The organism is Peribacillus sp. NPDC056705, assembly GCF_043656335.1.
Genome location: NZ_JBHTYI010000001.1, coordinates 448,595 through 465,454, shown reverse-complemented (window position 1 = coordinate 465,454; position 16,860 = coordinate 448,595). Strand labels below are relative to the sequence as shown.

21 protein-coding genes and 1 pseudogene are annotated in these 16,860 nt (G+C 41.8%); 10 read left to right on the top strand and 12 right to left on the bottom strand.

Translation table 11 applies throughout. The annotated features are described in order from the left end of the window. Positions 1-88: 88 nt before the first annotated feature. Positions 89-1,279, bottom strand: a complete 1,191-nt coding sequence (locus ACFRAK_RS02255; protein ID WP_387705514.1) for an iron-containing alcohol dehydrogenase — start codon at positions 1,277-1,279, stop codon at positions 89-91. Positions 1,280-1,459: 180 nt separating this feature from the next. Here ACFRAK_RS02255 and ACFRAK_RS02250 point away from each other — a divergent pair, with 180 nt between their 5' ends. Next, on the top strand, positions 1,460-1,693 hold the full coding sequence (locus ACFRAK_RS02250; protein ID WP_387603925.1) for a DUF378 domain-containing protein: 234 nt from the start codon (positions 1,460-1,462) through the stop codon (positions 1,691-1,693). Positions 1,694-1,826: 133 nt separating this feature from the next. Here ACFRAK_RS02250 and yugI read toward each other — a convergent pair whose 3' ends face one another. Then, positions 1,827-2,231, bottom strand: a complete 405-nt coding sequence (gene yugI, locus ACFRAK_RS02245) for a S1 domain-containing post-transcriptional regulator GSP13 (protein ID WP_034310304.1) — start codon at positions 2,229-2,231, stop codon at positions 1,827-1,829. A 343-nt stretch (positions 2,232-2,574) separates the two neighbouring features. Here yugI and ACFRAK_RS02240 point away from each other — a divergent pair, with 343 nt between their 5' ends. Together ACFRAK_RS02240 and ACFRAK_RS02235 are read left to right on the top strand one after the other, a co-directional pair. Beyond that, entirely contained in the window at positions 2,575-3,918 is a 1,344-nt protein-coding gene (locus ACFRAK_RS02240; protein ID WP_260285673.1) for a sodium-dependent transporter, read from the top strand. Between the two features lie 140 nt (positions 3,919-4,058). Beyond that, entirely contained in the window at positions 4,059-4,412 is a 354-nt protein-coding gene (locus ACFRAK_RS02235; RefSeq protein ID WP_394571222.1) for a helix-turn-helix domain-containing protein, read from the top strand. A 161-nt stretch (positions 4,413-4,573) separates the two neighbouring features. Here the strand turns inward: ACFRAK_RS02235 and ACFRAK_RS02230 are convergent, their stop codons facing one another. Together ACFRAK_RS02230 and ACFRAK_RS02225 are read right to left on the bottom strand one after the other, a co-directional pair. Next, entirely contained in the window at positions 4,574-5,743 is a 1,170-nt protein-coding gene (locus tag ACFRAK_RS02230; RefSeq protein WP_260285675.1) for an aminotransferase, read from the bottom strand. Beyond that, on the bottom strand, positions 5,740-6,240 hold the full coding sequence (locus ACFRAK_RS02225; RefSeq protein WP_387603931.1) for an Lrp/AsnC family transcriptional regulator: 501 nt from the start codon (positions 6,238-6,240) through the stop codon (positions 5,740-5,742). The genes ACFRAK_RS02230 and ACFRAK_RS02225 overlap by 4 nt, the downstream gene beginning before the upstream one ends. 304 nt (positions 6,241-6,544) lie before the next feature. Here ACFRAK_RS02225 and ACFRAK_RS02220 point away from each other — a divergent pair, with 304 nt between their 5' ends. Further along, complete coding sequence (locus tag ACFRAK_RS02220; protein WP_387603934.1) at positions 6,545-7,387, top strand: alpha/beta fold hydrolase; 843 nt, start codon at positions 6,545-6,547, stop codon at positions 7,385-7,387. 144 nt (positions 7,388-7,531) lie between these two features. Here ACFRAK_RS02220 and ACFRAK_RS02215 read toward each other — a convergent pair whose 3' ends face one another. After that, entirely contained in the window at positions 7,532-7,792 is a 261-nt protein-coding gene (locus ACFRAK_RS02215) for a DUF1871 family protein (protein ID WP_192206904.1), read from the bottom strand. Between the two features lie 100 nt (positions 7,793-7,892). Between ACFRAK_RS02215 and ACFRAK_RS02210 the strand changes: the two genes are divergently transcribed. Further along, positions 7,893-9,068, top strand: coding sequence for a MalY/PatB family protein (locus ACFRAK_RS02210; RefSeq protein WP_387705510.1), 1,176 nt, complete (start codon positions 7,893-7,895; stop codon positions 9,066-9,068). Between the two features lie 41 nt (positions 9,069-9,109). On the opposite strand, the gene ACFRAK_RS02205 is transcribed toward ACFRAK_RS02210, so the two are convergent. After that, entirely contained in the window at positions 9,110-9,865 is a 756-nt protein-coding gene (locus ACFRAK_RS02205) for a TraR/DksA C4-type zinc finger protein (protein WP_387603937.1), read from the bottom strand. A 119-nt stretch (positions 9,866-9,984) separates the two neighbouring features. Between ACFRAK_RS02205 and ACFRAK_RS02200 the strand changes: the two are divergent. Further along, a pseudogene (locus tag ACFRAK_RS02200) lies at positions 9,985-10,407 on the top strand (manganese catalase family protein); the annotation flags it as partial. A gap of 68 nt (positions 10,408-10,475) precedes the next feature. Here the strand turns inward: ACFRAK_RS02200 and ACFRAK_RS02195 are convergent. From ACFRAK_RS02195 to ACFRAK_RS02180, 4 genes are all read right to left on the bottom strand, one after another. Further along, positions 10,476-11,090 carry a PH domain-containing protein gene (locus ACFRAK_RS02195; RefSeq protein WP_098371437.1) on the bottom strand — a complete coding sequence of 205 codons (615 nt, stop codon included), beginning with the start codon at positions 11,088-11,090 and terminating at the stop codon, positions 10,476-10,478. Between the two features lie 40 nt (positions 11,091-11,130). Next, entirely contained in the window at positions 11,131-11,607 is a 477-nt protein-coding gene (locus ACFRAK_RS02190) for a GNAT family N-acetyltransferase (RefSeq protein ID WP_387603940.1), read from the bottom strand. A 152-nt stretch (positions 11,608-11,759) separates the two neighbouring features. Further along, positions 11,760-11,984: a hypothetical protein gene (locus tag ACFRAK_RS02185; protein ID WP_192206910.1), complete on the bottom strand. Its 225-nt coding sequence runs from the start codon at positions 11,982-11,984 to the stop codon at positions 11,760-11,762. A gap of 134 nt (positions 11,985-12,118) precedes the next feature. After that, positions 12,119-12,709, bottom strand: a complete 591-nt coding sequence (locus ACFRAK_RS02180) for a peptidylprolyl isomerase (RefSeq protein WP_034310270.1) — start codon at positions 12,707-12,709, stop codon at positions 12,119-12,121. Between the two features lie 178 nt (positions 12,710-12,887). Here ACFRAK_RS02180 and kapB point away from each other — a divergent pair, with 178 nt between their 5' ends. After that, entirely contained in the window at positions 12,888-13,274 is a 387-nt protein-coding gene (gene kapB, locus ACFRAK_RS02175; protein ID WP_260285688.1) for a kinase-associated lipoprotein KapB, read from the top strand. Positions 13,275-13,314: 40 nt separating this feature from the next. On the opposite strand, the gene kapD is transcribed toward kapB, so the two are convergent. Next, positions 13,315-13,938: a 3'-5' exonuclease KapD gene (gene kapD, locus ACFRAK_RS02170; RefSeq protein ID WP_387603945.1), complete on the bottom strand. Its 624-nt coding sequence runs from the start codon at positions 13,936-13,938 to the stop codon at positions 13,315-13,317. Positions 13,939-14,201: 263 nt separating this feature from the next. On the opposite strand from kapD, the gene ACFRAK_RS02165 reads away from it, so the two are divergent. The 3 genes from ACFRAK_RS02165 (at position 14,202) to ACFRAK_RS02155 (ending at position 16,055) form a co-directional block, all read left to right on the top strand. Continuing rightward, positions 14,202-14,363, top strand: coding sequence for a hypothetical protein (locus ACFRAK_RS02165; protein WP_387705507.1), 162 nt, complete (start codon positions 14,202-14,204; stop codon positions 14,361-14,363). Positions 14,364-14,382: 19 nt separating this feature from the next. Continuing rightward, positions 14,383-14,850 carry a transglycosylase domain-containing protein gene (locus tag ACFRAK_RS02160; RefSeq protein ID WP_394571235.1) on the top strand — a complete coding sequence of 156 codons (468 nt, stop codon included), beginning with the start codon at positions 14,383-14,385 and terminating at the stop codon, positions 14,848-14,850. 800 nt (positions 14,851-15,650) lie between these two features. After that, positions 15,651-16,055 carry a hypothetical protein gene (locus ACFRAK_RS02155; protein WP_394571221.1) on the top strand — a complete coding sequence of 135 codons (405 nt, stop codon included), beginning with the start codon at positions 15,651-15,653 and terminating at the stop codon, positions 16,053-16,055. A gap of 35 nt (positions 16,056-16,090) precedes the next feature. Here ACFRAK_RS02155 and ACFRAK_RS02150 read toward each other — a convergent pair whose 3' ends face one another. Beyond that, positions 16,091-16,522 carry a DUF5366 family protein gene (locus ACFRAK_RS02150; RefSeq protein WP_387603955.1) on the bottom strand — a complete coding sequence of 144 codons (432 nt, stop codon included), beginning with the start codon at positions 16,520-16,522 and terminating at the stop codon, positions 16,091-16,093. Positions 16,523-16,860: the final 338 nt, after the last annotated feature.

Sequence of the window (16,860 nt, the reverse complement as noted above, 5' to 3'; positions counted from 1 at the left end):
ATCAAGAAATCGATCAAGTAAACAATGAATTATGCATATAAAGTAATCTCCCACCTGACAAGGCGGGAGAATGGATCATATCACTTGTTTATAATGAAGCCCGTAAAATGGCAAGAACATCTTCACGGTTCAGCACTTTGAATCTTCCAAAATCCCCTCTGCTCATCGCTTTATCAGCCATGACTTCCAATTGTGAGTCATCGATGCCATAATCGGAAAGATTGGTCGGCGCCCCTAAGCTGCTCCAAAATGACCTAAGTCTTTCAATGCCTTCAAGGGCAGCTTCCTCATCTGTCTTCCCTTCAGGATCCACATGGAATACACGGACTGCCACTTGTTTAAAGCGTGCGACATTTTCATGCAGCACATGCTTCATCCAATTTGGGAATAAGATGGCCAATCCCCCTGCATGCGGGATGTCATAAACAGCTGAAACGGCATGTTCAATGTTATGCGTTGCCCAATCACCGCTGTAACCGACCCCAAGCGACCCATTCAAGGCCAGGTTTCCGGCATACAGGATGGTAGCCCGGTGCTCGTAATTCTCCAGGTCTTCCAATAGTTTAGGTGCCGTTTCAATCACCGTAGATAACAGCGATTCACAAAAACGGTCCTGTAGCGGCGCATGCGTTTCCGGATGGAAATACGTTTCGAACACATGTGACATCATATCGACCATTCCGTATACCGTTTGGTCTTTTGGTACTGAAAAAGTATTTTCAGGATCCAAAATGGAGAACTGCGGAAATACCAATGGACTTCCCCATCCATATTTCTCTTTCGTTTCCCAGTTTGTTATGACAGATCCCGAATTCGCCTCAGAGCCGGTTGCAGCTAAAGTCAGCACCGTTCCGAATGGAAGCGCCTCTTCGACTGGTGCCTTCTTAATGACAAGATCCCATGGATCCCCCTCATATTTTGCACCCGCAACGATGGCCTTTGTAGCGTCGATTACGCTTCCTCCCCCAACAGCCAGGACAAAGTCGATACCATGTTCTTTACAAAGATCAACACCTTTCCGGACTGTCGAGATGCGTGGATTCGGTTCAACTCCGGAAAGTTCGTGCACCTCTGCATCAATCACTTTCAAGGTATTGACCACTTTTTCATATAAGCCATTTTTCTTTATGCTTCCTCCACCGTATACAAGTAAAACTTTATCGCCATACGCAGGAATTTCAGTTTTTAGGCTTTCAAGCTGACCTTTGCCGAAAATGACTTTAGTAGGATTTTTATAAGTGTAATTCTCCAATGGATATCTCTCCTTTAATGATGCCATATTGACTCCGATTTTGAATTGTCCAAAGTGCATGTGCTAGTTTTTCTTTTATTCATTATGACCAATGTTCCATTTAAATACAAAATATCCGCCCGGAACTTTTGGAGTGATGTATATTTACATGATGAAAAAGCATGATAAATAAAGAACTGATTTTTTTCAAAAAAAGGAGGCAGTACAATGAGTGGAATACAAAGAACTGCACTTGTTCTTACAATAATTGGGGCAATCAACTGGGGATTAATAGGTTTTTTCCAATTTGACTTGGTCGCTTCGATTTTCGGGGGGCAAGGTGCTGGATTAGCCCGTATCGTTTATGGGTTGGTTGGAATCGCCGGTCTCATTAATCTTGGTCTTCTCTTTAAACCAAGCCCTGAAACTTCCAGAGAGCCTGAAACTAAACCGACTCGTTGATGTCATCGACATTGTTTATGTTTTATAAAATAAAGCCGGACCATGGATAAACACATGACCCGGCTTTATTTCATTCATATGCCCCACTGGACAAAAAAAACCGGCTGATCGAAGGATCTGCCGGTTCCCAAAATTATTTTTTGATTAAGTCTTCGCGTTGAGATTGTTCAATCCACTCTTGAAGTTTGTCTTTCAATGTGTTGAAACCTTCAGTAGATTCGATGTGAGATGTCGCTTTAACAGAAGCTTGGCGTTTTTTCGGAGCTTTTTTCGGAGCTTCAGTACGCTCAGGAGCTTCTTCTGTAGCGCGGATCGATAAGCCGATTTTTCCAGCAGCTGAATCGATGGAAAGCACTTTAACTTTCACTTCATCGCCCACTTTTAAATGTTCGTTGATATCTTTAACGAAGCCGTGAGTAATTTCAGAAATATGAACTAAACCTTGAGTTGATTCATCAAGAGCAACAAATGCACCGTATGGTTGAATACCAGTTACTTTACCAGCAACTACCGCACCAATTTCGAATTTTTCAGACATGGTAACACTCCTATTTTATATATATTTTTTCGTCTTTTCACGCAATAAAAAATTATATCACATAATTGGAAAATAATCAAAGTTAAGTATACCATACTTTTTGGGATTTTACTCATTAAAAATGTTTGTTTTTTGGAAATAATAAATATTATAAGTTCTTTATGTATAACTTATCCTAAAAATTTGCAAATAACCTCTATTCCCCTTAAATATTTGCTCATTTTTCTAAAGATTGCAATAGTGAGCACTACCCATTTCCCCAGAATCATAGTAAGATGAGGAAATGTTTTAAATAAGTATTATACAGCTAGATATTCTTTACATCCAAAGGAGTTTTTCCATCATGTCAAAACAAGATCAATGGACTTCAAAACTTGGGTTCATCCTAGCAGCCGCGGGTTCCGCTATTGGATTAGGCGCCATCTGGAAGCTCCCATATATGACTGGGGCAAATGGCGGAGGGGCCTTCTTCCTGCTCTTCATTTTATTCACCATACTTATCGGTGCACCGATATTAATAGCGGAATTCACGATTGGCCGCAATGCACAGAAAGATGCCATTAGCGCATATAAACATATCGCCCCTGGAAAGCCTTGGGCGTTGATTGGATATGGCGGTGTCGTCGCTTCAATCATTCTTCTTTCCTTCTTCAGTGTTGTCGGAGGCTGGATCATCTCGTATTTAGCAAGAAGCTTTACAGGTTCTCTCTCAAACTTGACGCAAGAGGAATATGGGAACTTCTTCAATACGATAATCAGTAATCCATATGAAACGGTTATCGCTCAGTTATTATTCATGGTCTTTACCATTTGGGTCGTGCAAGGCGGGGTTTCCAAGGGAATTGAAAAGGCTAATAAATATATGATGCCTTCCTTGTTCATCCTTTTCATCATTCTTCTTATCCGTTCCTTGACTCTGGATGGGGCGATGGAGGGTGTTAAATTCTTCTTGAAGCCGGACTTTTCCGCATTAACAGGGGAAACGATCCTATTGGCACTTGGCCAATCCTTCTTTGCACTAAGTGTCGGTGTTTCCGTGATGGTAACCTACGCATCCTATTTAAGTAAAAAAGAAGATATTACAAAATCGGCCTTTTCGGTAGTTGGACTGAATATCTTCATTTCCTTGCTGGCAGGTTTGGTCATCTTCCCGGCCGTTTTCGCACTGGGTTTCAGCCCTTCAAGCGGGCCTGGACTGGTTTTTGTCGTGTTGCCTGCCGTATTCAATGAAATGGCGCTTGGCGGGATCTTCATGTTCATTTTCTTCATATTATTATTATTTGCCACCCTTACGACGGCATTCTCCATTCTCGAAATCACCGTTGCAGCCATGATCAAGGGTGATGCTGCAAAGCGGAAGAAGGCTTCTTGGATAGCTGGTATCACCGTTTTCCTGATTGGGATTCCTAGTGCATTATCATTTGGGGTGCTTTCGGATGTGAAGATTTTCAATTTATCCATATTCGATTTCGCTGATTATCTGACAAGCAATATCGCGCTGCCAGTCGGTGCCTTGTTCATATCTCTTTTCATCGGCTATCAAATGAAAAGGATCGAGGTACAAAAGGAGTTCGAATCTGGCCCTGATTCCGGCCGATCACTTTTTAAACTTTGGTATTTCCTGATTCGCTACGTCGTGCCGATCATGATCATACTCGTATTCCTTAAGTCCACTAATCTCATTTAACATCCGACGTGCCGTTTCGATATTTCTCGATGCGGCATTTTTTTCACAAAACCTACATATTCCGTGACTTTCCCTAAGTAATAATATGGTAAAATAATGACAAGAAGAAAATATATTTCCTGAAAAAGGAGTGTCTGACTATGTCAAATATCGCGAAGAATATCCGGCAATACCGAGAGAATCACAACCTCACTCAACAGGAACTTGCTTTGAAATTACGAATCGGCACGAAGAAGATAGAAATGTATGAATCAGGTGAATCGATTCCAGATACACAAACCATTCTACGGCTTTCCACCGTTCTTGACATTCCTGCTTCAGAATTCCTGAAGGATGCCCAAACTGGGAACGCAGCTGGTATCGACGAGAACATAAAAAAACTGATTGAAGAAATCGGAACAAAAAAAGCGGAGCTCATTCTAAGAACAGCCAAGGACTTTAGTGAAGACCAAATTCTGAATGTTATGCATACTTTATATAATACACAAGCTTAATTCAAAAAAAGGGTCATAGTATGTGTATTTTTTTTCAGGGTACTGGATATACTATGATTAACACTTTCTATGTTAATCCATTAGATTAACTCTTTTTTCTAATTCCCCCTATGGAAAGGGATCCGGCTGCTTGGAACGGCCGGATCCCTATTTTTTTGCTTTTATTTGCAATGATTCTTCATGAAACGTTCCATCCTTCTAAGCGCTTCTTGAAGCTGTTCCATCGAGGATGCATAGGAACAGCGGATATGACCTTCTCCGCTTTCCCCAAATACATCACCCGGCACAACGGCTACAAGTTCTTCCGTCAGAAGTTTTTCAGCAAATTCCATTGAAGTCATTCCCGTTTTCTCGATTGAAGGGAATGCATAAAAAGCCCCGCCAGGATTATGGCAATCCAGCCCCATATCGTTAAATGATTTCACGATATAATTTCGCCTTCTTCGATAACTGCGGCGCATTTCCTCCACATCCTGCATTCCGTGCTTTAAAGCTTCCAATGCAGCATGCTGCGCAACGGTCGGCGCACACATCATCGCATATTGATGAAGCTTAAGCATCGCTTCGGAAATTTCCTTAGGTGCACAAACGAACCCAAGACGCCATCCAGTCATCGCAAACCCTTTCGAAAACCCATTGATGACAATTGTCCGCTCAAGCATGCCGTCAATGGCAGCAAAAGAAGTGAATGTCTCATCATATGCAAGTTCTGCATAGATTTCATCGGAAATCACCAGCAAGTCATGCTTTTTAACGATGTCAGCAAGCATCACTAATTCTTCCTGACCAAGTTGGGTTCCTGTCGGGTTATTCGGCGAACAGATTAATACAGCCTTCGTTTTAGGCGTGATCGCCGCCTCGAGTTGTTGGGGAGTCAATTTAAAATCATCTTCCTTGGATGTTTGGACCGTGACCGGTATTCCCCCTGCCATGGTCACAAGCGGTGCATAGGCGACGAAACACGGTTCGACGACAATGACTTCTTCACCCGGATTCAAGATGGTCCTCAGGGCAATATCGAGGGCTTGGCTTGCTCCGACCGTGACGATGATTTGATCCTCCGGTCTATACGAAACATGGAACTGCTTCTCCATATACCCGCTGATTTCCGACCTTAATTCATATAATCCGGCATTGGCCGTATAAGAGGTATACCCTTCCTCCAAGGAGTTGATCGCCGCTTCCCTCACTGCCCAAGATGTAACGAAATCCGGTTCACCCACACCAAGGGAGACGACCCCTTCCAAATTGGCAGCCAAGTCGAAAAAACGGCGGATGCCTGATGGTTTAATCTCTGCAACCGTTTTTGAAACATAACTCGTTTTAATCATGGTGACACCACTATCCGCTTATCTTCTTCAGTTTGCTCGAAAATAGTGCCATCATGCTTGTATTTTTTCATAATGAAGTGAGTCGTCGTAGAAATGACGGAATCCAATGTCGAAAGCTTTTCCGAAACAAAGCTTGCCACTTCATTCATCGAACGTCCTTCGACAATGACCGAAAGATCATAAGCCCCAGACATCAAATAAACGGACTGGACTTCTTTGAATTTGTAAATCCTTTTTGCGACCTCATCGAAACCGACGCCGCGTTTAGGAGTGACTTTTACATCGATCATAGCTGTGACACCATGGTATTCATCCACTTTAGCCCAGTTAATGACTGTTAAATAACGGACAATGACCCGCATATCTTCTAATTTCTTCAATGTAATTTCAATGTCCGATTCTGATTGATCGGTCATTTTAGCCAAATCCTTCATATCAATCCGGCTGTTAGTTTCAATGATTCTCAAGACTTCCAATTCCTCTTCATTCAAGTGCATTGGAAAACCCCCCTTTTGGAATTCACTAATTTAGATGTGATGGTTTGGCTGGCAGATAGTCTCACGAATTACCTTATTAGACTTTTTTAAAAACCTATATGACAATATAATTTAATAAGTCCTATTCTGTCAGGATAAACTTACACTATTATATCAAAATTGGTTGGTGACCTGTTATAGTAATTGTCTTTTTTCATCGTTATTATTACAATTACTGTTATGCAACAGTATTAAAGGACCTTTTTTGGAATATCAAGGAAAACACGAATTTTTATCATGGACCAATTACGGAGGAGGAGCTTTTATGGAAAGTCATACAATCAAAGGCGTCGAACAGGTGGATAATATGGATATCTATTTTGAATATGACCGAATCGACGATTCCCTCCCCACCCTTGTCCTGCTTCATGGATTTTTATCGTCGAGCTTCAGTTTCCGTAAATTAGTGCCCTATTTAATCAAGGAATACAATGTGATTTCCATAGACCTCCCGCCATTCGGGCAAAGCGGAAAAGATTATCGATATACATATTCATTCCGGAACATCGCCAAATCAGTCGTTATGTTCTTAGAAGGAAAAGACATCAGGAAATTCAGCACCATCGGCCATTCCATGGGCGGGCAGATTTCCCTGCAGCTCATCAAATCGTATCCTGAGCTTGTCGACCATGCCATTCTTCTTGCTGGTTCAGGCTATCAGCCCAGCTATTCGGAGAAAATGAAGATGGTCAGTTACCTGCCCTTCTTTTCATTCGGGATAAAAAGGTATCTACAAAAATCAGGTATCGAAAAGAATTTGAAAAATGTCGTCCATGACCCGGCCATGATTGACGATGAAATGCGGCAGGGATATCTAGGGCCCTTCATAAAGAAGCATGATATTTTCCGGGCATTGGGGAGGATGCTTCGGGACAAGGAAGTCGATTTATTGAAGGAGGACCTTAGTGATATTCATACACCATGCCTGCTTATTTGGGGAAGGCATGATCGAGTTGTGCCATTGAATATTGGCCAAAGGCTCCATGAAGACCTGCCTAATTCCAAGCTTGTTGTCCTTGAGGAATCCGGGCACCTTCTTCCAGAGGAGAAACCGGAAGAAGTGTATCAATTAATTAAAGGGTTTATTGGAGTGGCCACCCCAACGTAAACTCACGAGTAAATGGCACAATCTCACGAGTATATCGCGCAAATTCACGAGTATTGCACAAACTACAAGTATACTGCACAAACTACGAGTGTAGAGCAAAAAAAACTAAAAAAGGTGCCCCTGATGGGTACACCCTTTTTCACCTTAGATCGAACAACTGGCATCATTTTTTATGATGAGCAGCTGTTGTGCAACTTCAAGGCACTTTTCCATCTGAACGGATTCATCGAACGAGAACTCGTAAATGGATTTTATTTTTTCCGCCAGTTCCTTTGGTTCATCTATATCCCGGATTGCTACGACCGTATCTGCAATTTCCGGTTCATAAAGATCCCACCCTATCTTGAATGGATCCCATTCTTGCAATACGGCAACCAACGCTAGATTCATTTGCTGTGTATCCATTAATCATCACCTGCTCAATATTTTCAAAGAACATGATTTCATAGTATCATAACAACAAGCTTTTCGCGAAATGACAAATTTTTATTCGGTGGTGGATATTTTGAACAAGTCAATATTCGAAGAACAAATAAACAGGGAAAACTCAGGGTCTGCAAAATGGGATAAAAACTCGCTCACATCATTATATGGTCGCGAAGATGTTCTCCCAATGTGGGTTGCCGATATGGACTTCCCATCTCCTGAGGGCATTCAAAAGGCATTGATGGAACGTTTGAACCATCCAATTTTCGGTTATACGGTCCCTTCTGGAACGGTTTTCACCGAAATTCAAAGCTGGCTTAAAGACCGGCACTCCTGGCAAATCGATAAAGAGTGGATTTCATTTAGCTCTGGCGTCGTTTCTGCAATCGGTACAACGATCCAAGCATTCACGTACCCGGGCGATAAAATATTGTTACAATCTCCAGTCTATACCCCCTTTTTTGATATGATCAAAAATAATGACCGGGTCGTGGTCAATAGTCCCCTTATCATGAAAGAGGACCGCTTCGAGATTGATTTCACCGATTTTGAGGACAAGCTGAAAAGCGGAGTGAAGCTATTCCTTTTTTGCAGTCCGCATAACCCGGGCGGACGCATTTGGACAAAGGGCGAACTGTTACGAATCGGGGAGTTATGTGCAAAATATAACGTAGTCATCGTCAGTGATGAGATACATGCTGACTTATTCCATAAAACATCAAGGCATTATCCGATCGGCTCGCTTTCAAAAAATTTGGCGGACATAACCGTTACATTGATGGCACCAAGCAAAACATTCAATATTGCCGGCATTCAGGCTTCATTCCTGATCGCCAGTAATGAAAAATTGCAGAAGCAACTGCAAAAGGCGCAAACGAAACTGGCCTTCCATGGTCTTAACATCTTTGCCTTAACAGCAATGGAAGCCGCTTATCGAGAGGGCCTGGAATGGCTTGAAGAAATGATTGGCTATATTGAGGAAAATATAAAAGTGGCAGAGGAATTCATTGCTGCCGAAATTCCTTCACTGCATGTCATGCATCCGGAAGCTTCTTACCTTTTATGGATTGACTGCCGTGATTTTGGATTGACCGACAAGGAAATCAAGGATCGACTGATCCATCAAGGGAAGCTCGCATTGGAACCTGGTTCAAAATATGGACCTGGCGGGGAAGGTTTCGTCCGAATGAATCTCGGTTGTTCACGCAGCGTCCTGATGGAAGGGCTAAACCGTTTGAAATTGGCGTTTTCATAAATAAAAAGAAGAACCAGGATTAGAATCCTGGTTCTTCTTTTTCATTCTTTCTCTTCATCGACATAAGGATCATGCTCATATCGTGGCAAATCCCCAAACGAGGTTTGAATATTTTCTTCAAAAAGTTCTTCTTTCAATTCTTGATATTGGGAGTTTGGATAAACCGTTATCTCTTTACCGTATAGATCCACACCAACGAAGTTTTCATAATTTTCGACATATCCGATATTTTCCTCGGACTCGACATACATATCTTCGTAATCGTTTGGCGGATTTACAAAATCGGAAGGCGATTCAGATGTTCCATAACTGGCAACATCCTGCCAAGAATCCTCCGCATCGTATGCAACCGATTCGTGACGGTCATCATAATCGAACTTTCCAAATGGGGGTCCCAGCACTTCCTCTTCCACCGGCCGATTGTCCGAAGTTTCCTGTGATGGGGTATGTTCGACACAATAAGTCGTGGTAGGGATGGCTTTCAAACGTTCAAGAGGTATTTCCTTTGAACAAACCTCACACTTTCCATACACACCAGCCTCGATGGCGGAAAGAGCTCGTTCAATATCCCTTATTTCATCGCGATCATGCTCGGAAAGGGCCAAATCCTTTTCCCGTTCATATAACTCGGTTCCTTCATCTCCGGGATGATTATCGTAACTCGATAACTCACCTGTCGAATCCTCCAAACTTCTTCTTAAATCGTAGTTGCCTGAATCATTTAATCGCTCTTCCAACTCTTGCTTCGATTGCTGCAATTGCTGTTGAAATTCTTTAAGCCGCTGATTGGATAGCATGTGCAACATCCTTTCAAAATCGTTCTTCCCTCTAGTATTTCTCTCATCCCGCCATTCCATAAAGGTACTTTTTACCTTAGGGATAATTTAATTCAGATAACAGAAGCTAACTTAGAAATATTAACTTCAAGGATTTCTACAAAGAAGACTTAATCAATATGATTGTTCCCGATAAGCCTGATCCGAATGCAGCAAAAGTACTTCAGGAAACGCTTGGAGGACAATTCGGTGAAATGCGGACGATGATGCAGTATTCTTTCCAAAGCGCAAACTTCCGCGGCAAGGCTAAACAATATCGCGATTTACTCCGTGGAGTTTTCTTGGAGGAACTTAGCCACATTGAACTTGTCCAATCAACCATCAATCAGCTGCTGAATGGTGCTGGCGGGAATATGCCTGGAGATTCCGCTATCGACGGCGCCCCATTGGATGAAGTCATCAAAGGCGGCGCAAACCCCCATCACTTCATCATTGGTGCGAAAGCATCCCTTCCTGTCGATGCTGGCGGCAATCCATGGAATGGATCATGGGTTTATGATCATGAGCCCTGGCTTGAGTGATTTGAACAATTAAAAAAGAAGGCGGACACATTCCGTGTTCGCCTCCTTTTTTAATTATTGATATATTTCTCGAAAACAAAGCCGAAATCTTTAACATGGTACTTTTTCCGGCTATCCATCAACCATTCGAAAGCTGCAGAATTAATTTCCTTGAAACTTGCAGCCATTTGGCTTCCATCAGTTCGAACCTGGTTCAAAGTGGAAGAAGCAAGGTTTACGCTTTGCTGGGCATATTGAAGGGCATACTCATTCTCATGGCAAATTTCCGAGATTTTCACGAGTGATTTGAATAAGTCTTTTAATTCTTCAATGAATTTCTTATGGACATCAATCGAGAAAGTCTTTGCACCGATCGAAAATTTAATTTCCGCATCCAAATCCACGGTCCCTGCGGTTTCAAGTGTAGCGTTGGAAATATTATGCTGGCTGTAGCTATACCTTGTAAGTGTGCGCTTTTTGCTTATGGCACTTGTGCCGTCCAAATGTATGAAAGCCTGATTCGTAAAACAATACTCATCGGTTTTCGATTTGATCAGGAAATAAATTTTTTCCCCATCTTCATGCATGATATAGTCATCTGCATCCACCTTGTCATAATCAGCAGGCTTAATCACACTTCCAATATCACTAAGACCAAGGGCATCCGCCGCCATTTTCTTAAACATCCCTATTCCCCCTATCAAAATCCAGGTGAATCTCACCTTATTATAAGTATTTCTCCAGTATTATCTCGTCTCTGATCGGAATTCCATCAAAACTGTAAAATGGTATTTCGGGCTTGATTTTCCGTGATTCTTCAACGGCATTTTTAACGATTTCCGAGATGACATAACCACGCTTTTGAAAAAACTTCAATGCCTGTAGATTATCGTTCGTTGTAATCGCTTTAATAATATGGCAATTTTTTTCCTTAGCGATATTTTCCATCACGTAAAGCAACGATGAGCCCACACCTTGATTCTCATGCTCACTATTCAAAGAGATGATCTGACAAACATGGCCGGATAATTTGTATGTTCCCAACCCCGTGATTTTTTCATTCTCGTCCATCACCCCAACACCCTCAAGTTCCGCATAATGAAACAAGCCTCTTGAAAAAACGACTTGAGTCGTCTCCCAGTGCTGAATGAAAAAGTCCTTAACCGTATCTGCCGCAATCATTCTTTTCGCTATGATTTGCATAACCAATTACGCCCCCAAAATTTCTATCTATCTCTATGTTTATAGTATAAAATGCTTATGCTGATAAGGGAACATTTAATTCTTCTCTACCTTCTAACAAGAACATAATACCATTCATATTCAGATACTCGCAATTGCTGGCATTTCCAGGATCAAGAAATGGTATCATCCTTCATTCGCTGGTTCCTTTTGGTGACTTCATCTTCGAATTGCTTGGTTTTCATTTCTTCCTTTTTTGAATATCTTATAATTGCCCTCATCGTAAAAACAGCTGCCACTAAAAAAATGAAGCAGGTTATACCAGCCGAGATATATTCAGTCTTGTCTTCTGGAAAGTAAAGAAACAAACCCAGTAAAGCATGATTGAGAAAATCCATCCGATACATCCTTCCTGATAGGGAATTAAACTGCATTATCCCATTATATCAATTACCAGAACAATCCACTAGTGGGCGTAATCCACTAAAACATAAAAAAACGAGAGGCAGTAAGCCCCCCGCTTTTCTTTTATTTATAATATGGTGATCCCTTTTATGACCACGTCCACTGCTGGCTTGTCTCCCGCAACTGTCTCCACGTTGGCAATCGTATCAACAACGTCCATGCCTTCGACCACTTGTCCAAAAACAGAGTGTTTATGATCCAGCCATGGTGTGCCTCCTTGTTCCATATATGCACTGATGATTTCCTCCGGATAACCGGCTTGCTTCATTTGCTCACCCATCCTGCTGTCCACATGCTGGGCTTGTACGACGAAGAATTGGCTGCCGTTTGTTCCCGGGCCTGCATTAGCCATGGAAAGAGCTCCGCGCAAATTGAATAATTGCATGGAGAACTCGTCCTCAAATGGGGCTCCCCAGATACTTTCTCCACCCATTCCAGTCCCTGTCGGATCTCCGCCTTGAAGCATGAAATCCTTGATGACACGGTGGAAGATGATTCCTTCGTAATAACCGTTTTCAGCATGTGTCAGGAAATTCTCCACTGTCTTTGGAGCCAGTTCAGGGAATAGTTTAATTTTAATATCGCCCATCGTCGTTTGCATGATGACCGCTTTTTCGTTTTCCAAAACTTCACTTGTTAATTGTGGAAAGTTTGTCATTGTATATAACCTCTTTCTTTTTAAAATAAAATGGCATGAAACACCATTTTCCATCTTCATTTGTACACTTTACACGATTTTCATAAAAAAAGCATCTTTACGAAATTGAACAAATTCGCTGTGAAAAGTCGTTGTTCTTATGTATCATGAAGGAAGTTAAAAGAAAGGTGGTAGGGAAATGTCAGAACAGGATTTTAAAATAGGCGATAAGGTTACCGCCATATATAAAACTGGAAAATACATCGGGGAAGTCACCGATATCAGACCTGCAGCATATCTTGTTAAAGTGTTGGCTGTCTTGAAGCATCCCATGCAGGGAGATCTTCATAACCCGAAGCAAACGGAAGTGTCCATGTTCCATCAGCGGCGTGCTCTGGCATTCCGGGAGCAAACCAATGTCCCGAAGAATATGGTAAAGAACTTTGATGAGGAGATTCCTGAGTATAAGGAATCCTTAAGAGAAGCTGTTGAGAAAATGAAAAGCACTTTAAGCGAAGCCCAAACAGAGTGGAATGATAAAAGCTTACAGTTGCTTGAAGATCTAGCAGCAGACTATTTCAAATAAAACATGATAAAAGCCAAATCAGTAGTATATGATTTGGCTTTTATAACGCTAAATGATTCAATACCTTTGATAAATCAATGCGATCGCCAATTGTCGTCGGTTCATGGTTTTTCATATAACTTTTATCTTTCTCTACTAACTTAAAGATATTATATGTCGTAATGGCATCATCCAACGCCCTGTGATGCTTACCTGTCCCTTCTTTTCCATAGGCCTGTACAGCTTTCCAAAGTCCGGTTTGGTTTTGATCCCCGAAAAAGCGTTTATACTCCAGGCAAAGATCAACTTGTTTCCCTGAAAAAGGGAAATCCAACCCTGCTTTCTGACAGTTCTGGCGAAGCACCTTCATGTCCATATTTCCCCATGTAACAATCGTCGTCGGGTGCTGTTCATCTATTTTCTTCAATAAAGTGACCAGCTCTTCAAATGAAATCCCCCGGTCCACCTGATCCTGGGCAATGTTCAAGAACTTCTTGCATCTCCCCGTCAAAACTGGAAATTTCATCGGGTTAACAAAAGATGAGAATTGTTCCTGAATGGTCTCATTAAGGACGGTGACTAAACCAACCTCAATGATTTCTGGATAAAACCCTACTGGATTGGCTTTTCCTTCCGGCATCGTAAATTCAAAATCAATGAATACATATTGCTGTTGTTCCTCCATTTTTATGACCCCCTTCATATTCCTGACATCAACATATAAACAAAAAATGGTTTTTTTCTCATTATAACAGAAGATTTAGAAATTTTTTCTTAGGATCGTAACATACCATTCGGATACGGACCCTGACGTCATACCTAATTTACCCAAAACTCTTTATTGTCTACCATATATGGATTATGATGGATGAGTGGACCAAAAGTACCATTTTTTCATCCCTTCAATCCAAGGACATACTAAAAATATATTAGTGAGGAAGTTGAACTATGCGCACGTATCTTGGTTATATCACGATTTTCCTCTTAGTTCCCATACTGATCTTTTCCATTTTCCTTTCTTATCGGGAGTGGTCCGTAGCGCAATCTCCCTATCATGTACTCGACGAGCGAATTCCCATTGAATCGATAAAACTGGCTATAGTTACATGAAGGCCGCAAATGGAAAGTCATCAGTGAAATTTCCACTGGTGAGAAACGAACTTACCTAAAACTTGAAGACATCACCCCTTTCCTGGAAAATCTGTTCATCGTTACAGAGGATCAGAAATTTTATGATCATGCAGGCGTTGATATATCCGGCATAAGCAGGGCGCTTCTTATCAATTCACAAAATAAAACAATCGAACAAGGCGGCAGTACCATTACCCAGCAACTGGCCAGGAATGTTTATCTCTCACACAATAGGTTGTATAACCGAAAACTCAGTGAGCTCATTTATGCCCATCAGATAGAGAGAAAAAAATCAAAACCGGAAATCATGGAGCTGTATTTGAATGCCATATATTTCAGTAATGGCGCATATGGAATCGAAGCTGCTTCCCAATATTATTTCAGTAAACCGACTGGAGAGTTATCCAAGGCGGAACTTGCCTTCCTGGCCGCAATCCCTAATAATCCGGAAAACTATACCTCTTAAACATTTCGATGCAACGAAACAGCGTCAGGAGATATTACTGAAACAAATGGTGGCCAAAGGTGATTTAAAACAGGACGAGTACGAAAAACTTATCAAAAGTAAGATTAAATTAGACTTGTCCACCCCAGTCGACTTATATCCCGATTACGTGGCGTATGTTCATCAGGAATTGAAAAACCTGGTTGCATCCTCCGAGGGTCTCGACAAAACTCTGCAAAGCCCTGATATCGCTATCCGTAAGCAGGCAGAATCCGAGCTGGATAAAAAGATAAAAAAGCTTTTGAATTCCGGTGTAACCATCCATACCGCCCTCGATACTAAACTGCAAACACAGTCAAAGACTGCTGTTCAATCAAAACTCGGTGTCAATGATATCGAGGGAGCTTTAGTGGTTATACAGCATCATACGCACGAGCTTGTCTCTTTGATTGGGGGAAAGGATTATAAAAAAAATTCTTTCAATCGGGCATACCAAAGCTATAGGCAGCCAGGGTCAGCCATTAAGCCACTTCTCGATTATGCTCCCTAATTAGAAGAAACGGATGCAGACATCAATCAGCTCGTTAGTGGAGCAAGCTATTGCAGCAATAGCTATTGCCCAAAGAATTATAGCTGTGACAGCTACGGGATGGTCTCAATAAGAACTGCCTTCGCTCAATCCTATAACACACCCGCCATAAGGCTTTTTGAAAAGACGGGGGTTGAGACGAGTTTCAAGTACCTGGATGCTTTCGACTTTAAAAAGGTGAGCAAAAAAAGACCACCATACAAGTTCGGCCATAGGCGGATTCGAATATGGCATGAGCCCCCTAGAACTGACGGATGCCTATACTTCCTTCAATGACGGAAACTATCAGCCAGCGCGGGCCATTACTAAAGTCACCGATCAAGAAGGTAAAGTCCTTTATAAATGGAAAGACCGTTCCAAGGAGATATGGAGCAAAGGCACCGTAGCCAAGATGCTGCAGCTGCTCCACGAAACGTCCCTTTCCGGGACAGCCCGCAAAGCCTACTTTCCTACGGATTATGTCGGCGGGAAAACCGGTACGACCAATGACGTGAAAGACATATGGTTTGTCGGTCTGACAGCAAACTATACAACGGGGGTTTGGGTTGGGAGAGACAAGCCATCCACTCTGCAATCCATCTATTCACACTCACCCCATGTATTGATTTGGAAGGATATCAGCCAGACTGCCGAATGAAAAAAGAAGGTGCCGAGTTGGCACCTTCTTTTTTGCTATATGGGAAGACTTGCAATAACGCTGTTATAAAGCTTCAATCCCGCATAAGCGACAATTGAAATCAGTGCCGTCCAAGCGAAGATTGGAAAGAAGACCAATCCCACCAGCCTCGATAAGTCCAGGCTTGGGCTTAACTTATTGACAAAATAAATTAAAGCCACAATATTCGTTGCGATAAAGATCGACCCAAGCCCGATGATGAATTGAACACTGAACAATGAACAGGCACCGCCAATCACATATATGACCGCTCCCTTTCTTACACTGGTAAGGGCTTTACCCTCCGAATCCTTGGAAAAGAATAATAAAGACAGCTCCAATATCGTATCGGAGATCAGCTTCAATGCAGCGAGAACCATGAAGAATGATAGGAGCAATACGATCAGCAGCGCCAGTTTGATGCCGGTTTCAGAAAAGAACTCAAGCATCCCTTAATAGATTCCCAAATTCCCAAATTCCCAAATAACTTGAGCATTTGCATTTCCCCATAAATGGCAAAGGAGAGGCTGAATAATAAGATTGAAATGATTGGTAAATAGCTAAGTAAATATGTGTTTTTCATGATTTTTCCATCCGCGCGCCTTTTATCCTATATTATGCTAGATAACCCACTTTTTCTCAATGGATACTCTATTAATTCACCCTTAAGAAAATTTTTTTAATAAATTTTTCAGGTCTGTTCCCCCTCCTTTTCTACCTATATATAAAACTTCGTTCAAGTTAGCCTTCACCGTTTTCAAAGCCATGCAAACCCACATAAATTGCG

Bases quoted from the DNA above. Each gene is read 5' to 3' on its own strand.
- kapD (WP_387603945.1), bottom strand. From the start codon at position 13,938: ATGGAGGAACAACAGCAATATGTATTCATTGATTTTGAATTTACGATG.
- ACFRAK_RS02195 (WP_098371437.1), bottom strand. From the start codon at position 11,090: ATGTTTAAGAAAATGGCGGCGGATGCCCTTGGTCTTAGTGATATTGGA.
- ACFRAK_RS02230 (WP_260285675.1), bottom strand. From the start codon at position 5,743: ATGATTAAAACGAGTTATGTTTCAAAAACGGTTGCAGAGATTAAACCA.
- yugI (WP_034310304.1), bottom strand. From the start codon at position 2,231: ATGTCTGAAAAATTCGAAATTGGTGCGGTAGTTGCTGGTAAAGTAACT.
- ACFRAK_RS02235 (WP_394571222.1), top strand. From the start codon at position 4,059: ATGTCAAATATCGCGAAGAATATCCGGCAATACCGAGAGAATCACAAC.
- ACFRAK_RS02215 (WP_192206904.1), bottom strand. From the start codon at position 7,792: ATGGATACACAGCAAATGAATCTAGCGTTGGTTGCCGTATTGCAAGAA.
- ACFRAK_RS02185 (WP_192206910.1), bottom strand. From the start codon at position 11,984: ATGGATTTTCTCAATCATGCTTTACTGGGTTTGTTTCTTTACTTTCCA.
- ACFRAK_RS02190 (WP_387603940.1), bottom strand. From the start codon at position 11,607: ATGCAAATCATAGCGAAAAGAATGATTGCGGCAGATACGGTTAAGGAC.
- ACFRAK_RS02250 (WP_387603925.1), top strand. From the start codon at position 1,460: ATGAGTGGAATACAAAGAACTGCACTTGTTCTTACAATAATTGGGGCA.
- ACFRAK_RS02180 (WP_034310270.1), bottom strand. From the start codon at position 12,709: ATGACAAACTTTCCACAATTAACAAGTGAAGTTTTGGAAAACGAAAAA.
- ACFRAK_RS02155 (WP_394571221.1), top strand. From the start codon at position 15,651: ATGAGCCCCCTAGAACTGACGGATGCCTATACTTCCTTCAATGACGGA.
- ACFRAK_RS02255 (WP_387705514.1), bottom strand. From the start codon at position 1,279: ATGGCATCATTAAAGGAGAGATATCCATTGGAGAATTACACTTATAAA.
- kapB (WP_260285688.1), top strand. From the start codon at position 12,888: ATGTCAGAACAGGATTTTAAAATAGGCGATAAGGTTACCGCCATATAT.
- ACFRAK_RS02220 (WP_387603934.1), top strand. From the start codon at position 6,545: ATGGAAAGTCATACAATCAAAGGCGTCGAACAGGTGGATAATATGGAT.
- ACFRAK_RS02165 (WP_387705507.1), top strand. From the start codon at position 14,202: ATGCGCACGTATCTTGGTTATATCACGATTTTCCTCTTAGTTCCCATA.
- ACFRAK_RS02225 (WP_387603931.1), bottom strand. From the start codon at position 6,240: ATGCACTTGAATGAAGAGGAATTGGAAGTCTTGAGAATCATTGAAACT.
- ACFRAK_RS02240 (WP_260285673.1), top strand. From the start codon at position 2,575: ATGTCAAAACAAGATCAATGGACTTCAAAACTTGGGTTCATCCTAGCA.
- ACFRAK_RS02150 (WP_387603955.1), bottom strand. From the start codon at position 16,522: ATGCTTGAGTTCTTTTCTGAAACCGGCATCAAACTGGCGCTGCTGATC.
- ACFRAK_RS02205 (WP_387603937.1), bottom strand. From the start codon at position 9,865: ATGCTATCCAATCAGCGGCTTAAAGAATTTCAACAGCAATTGCAGCAA.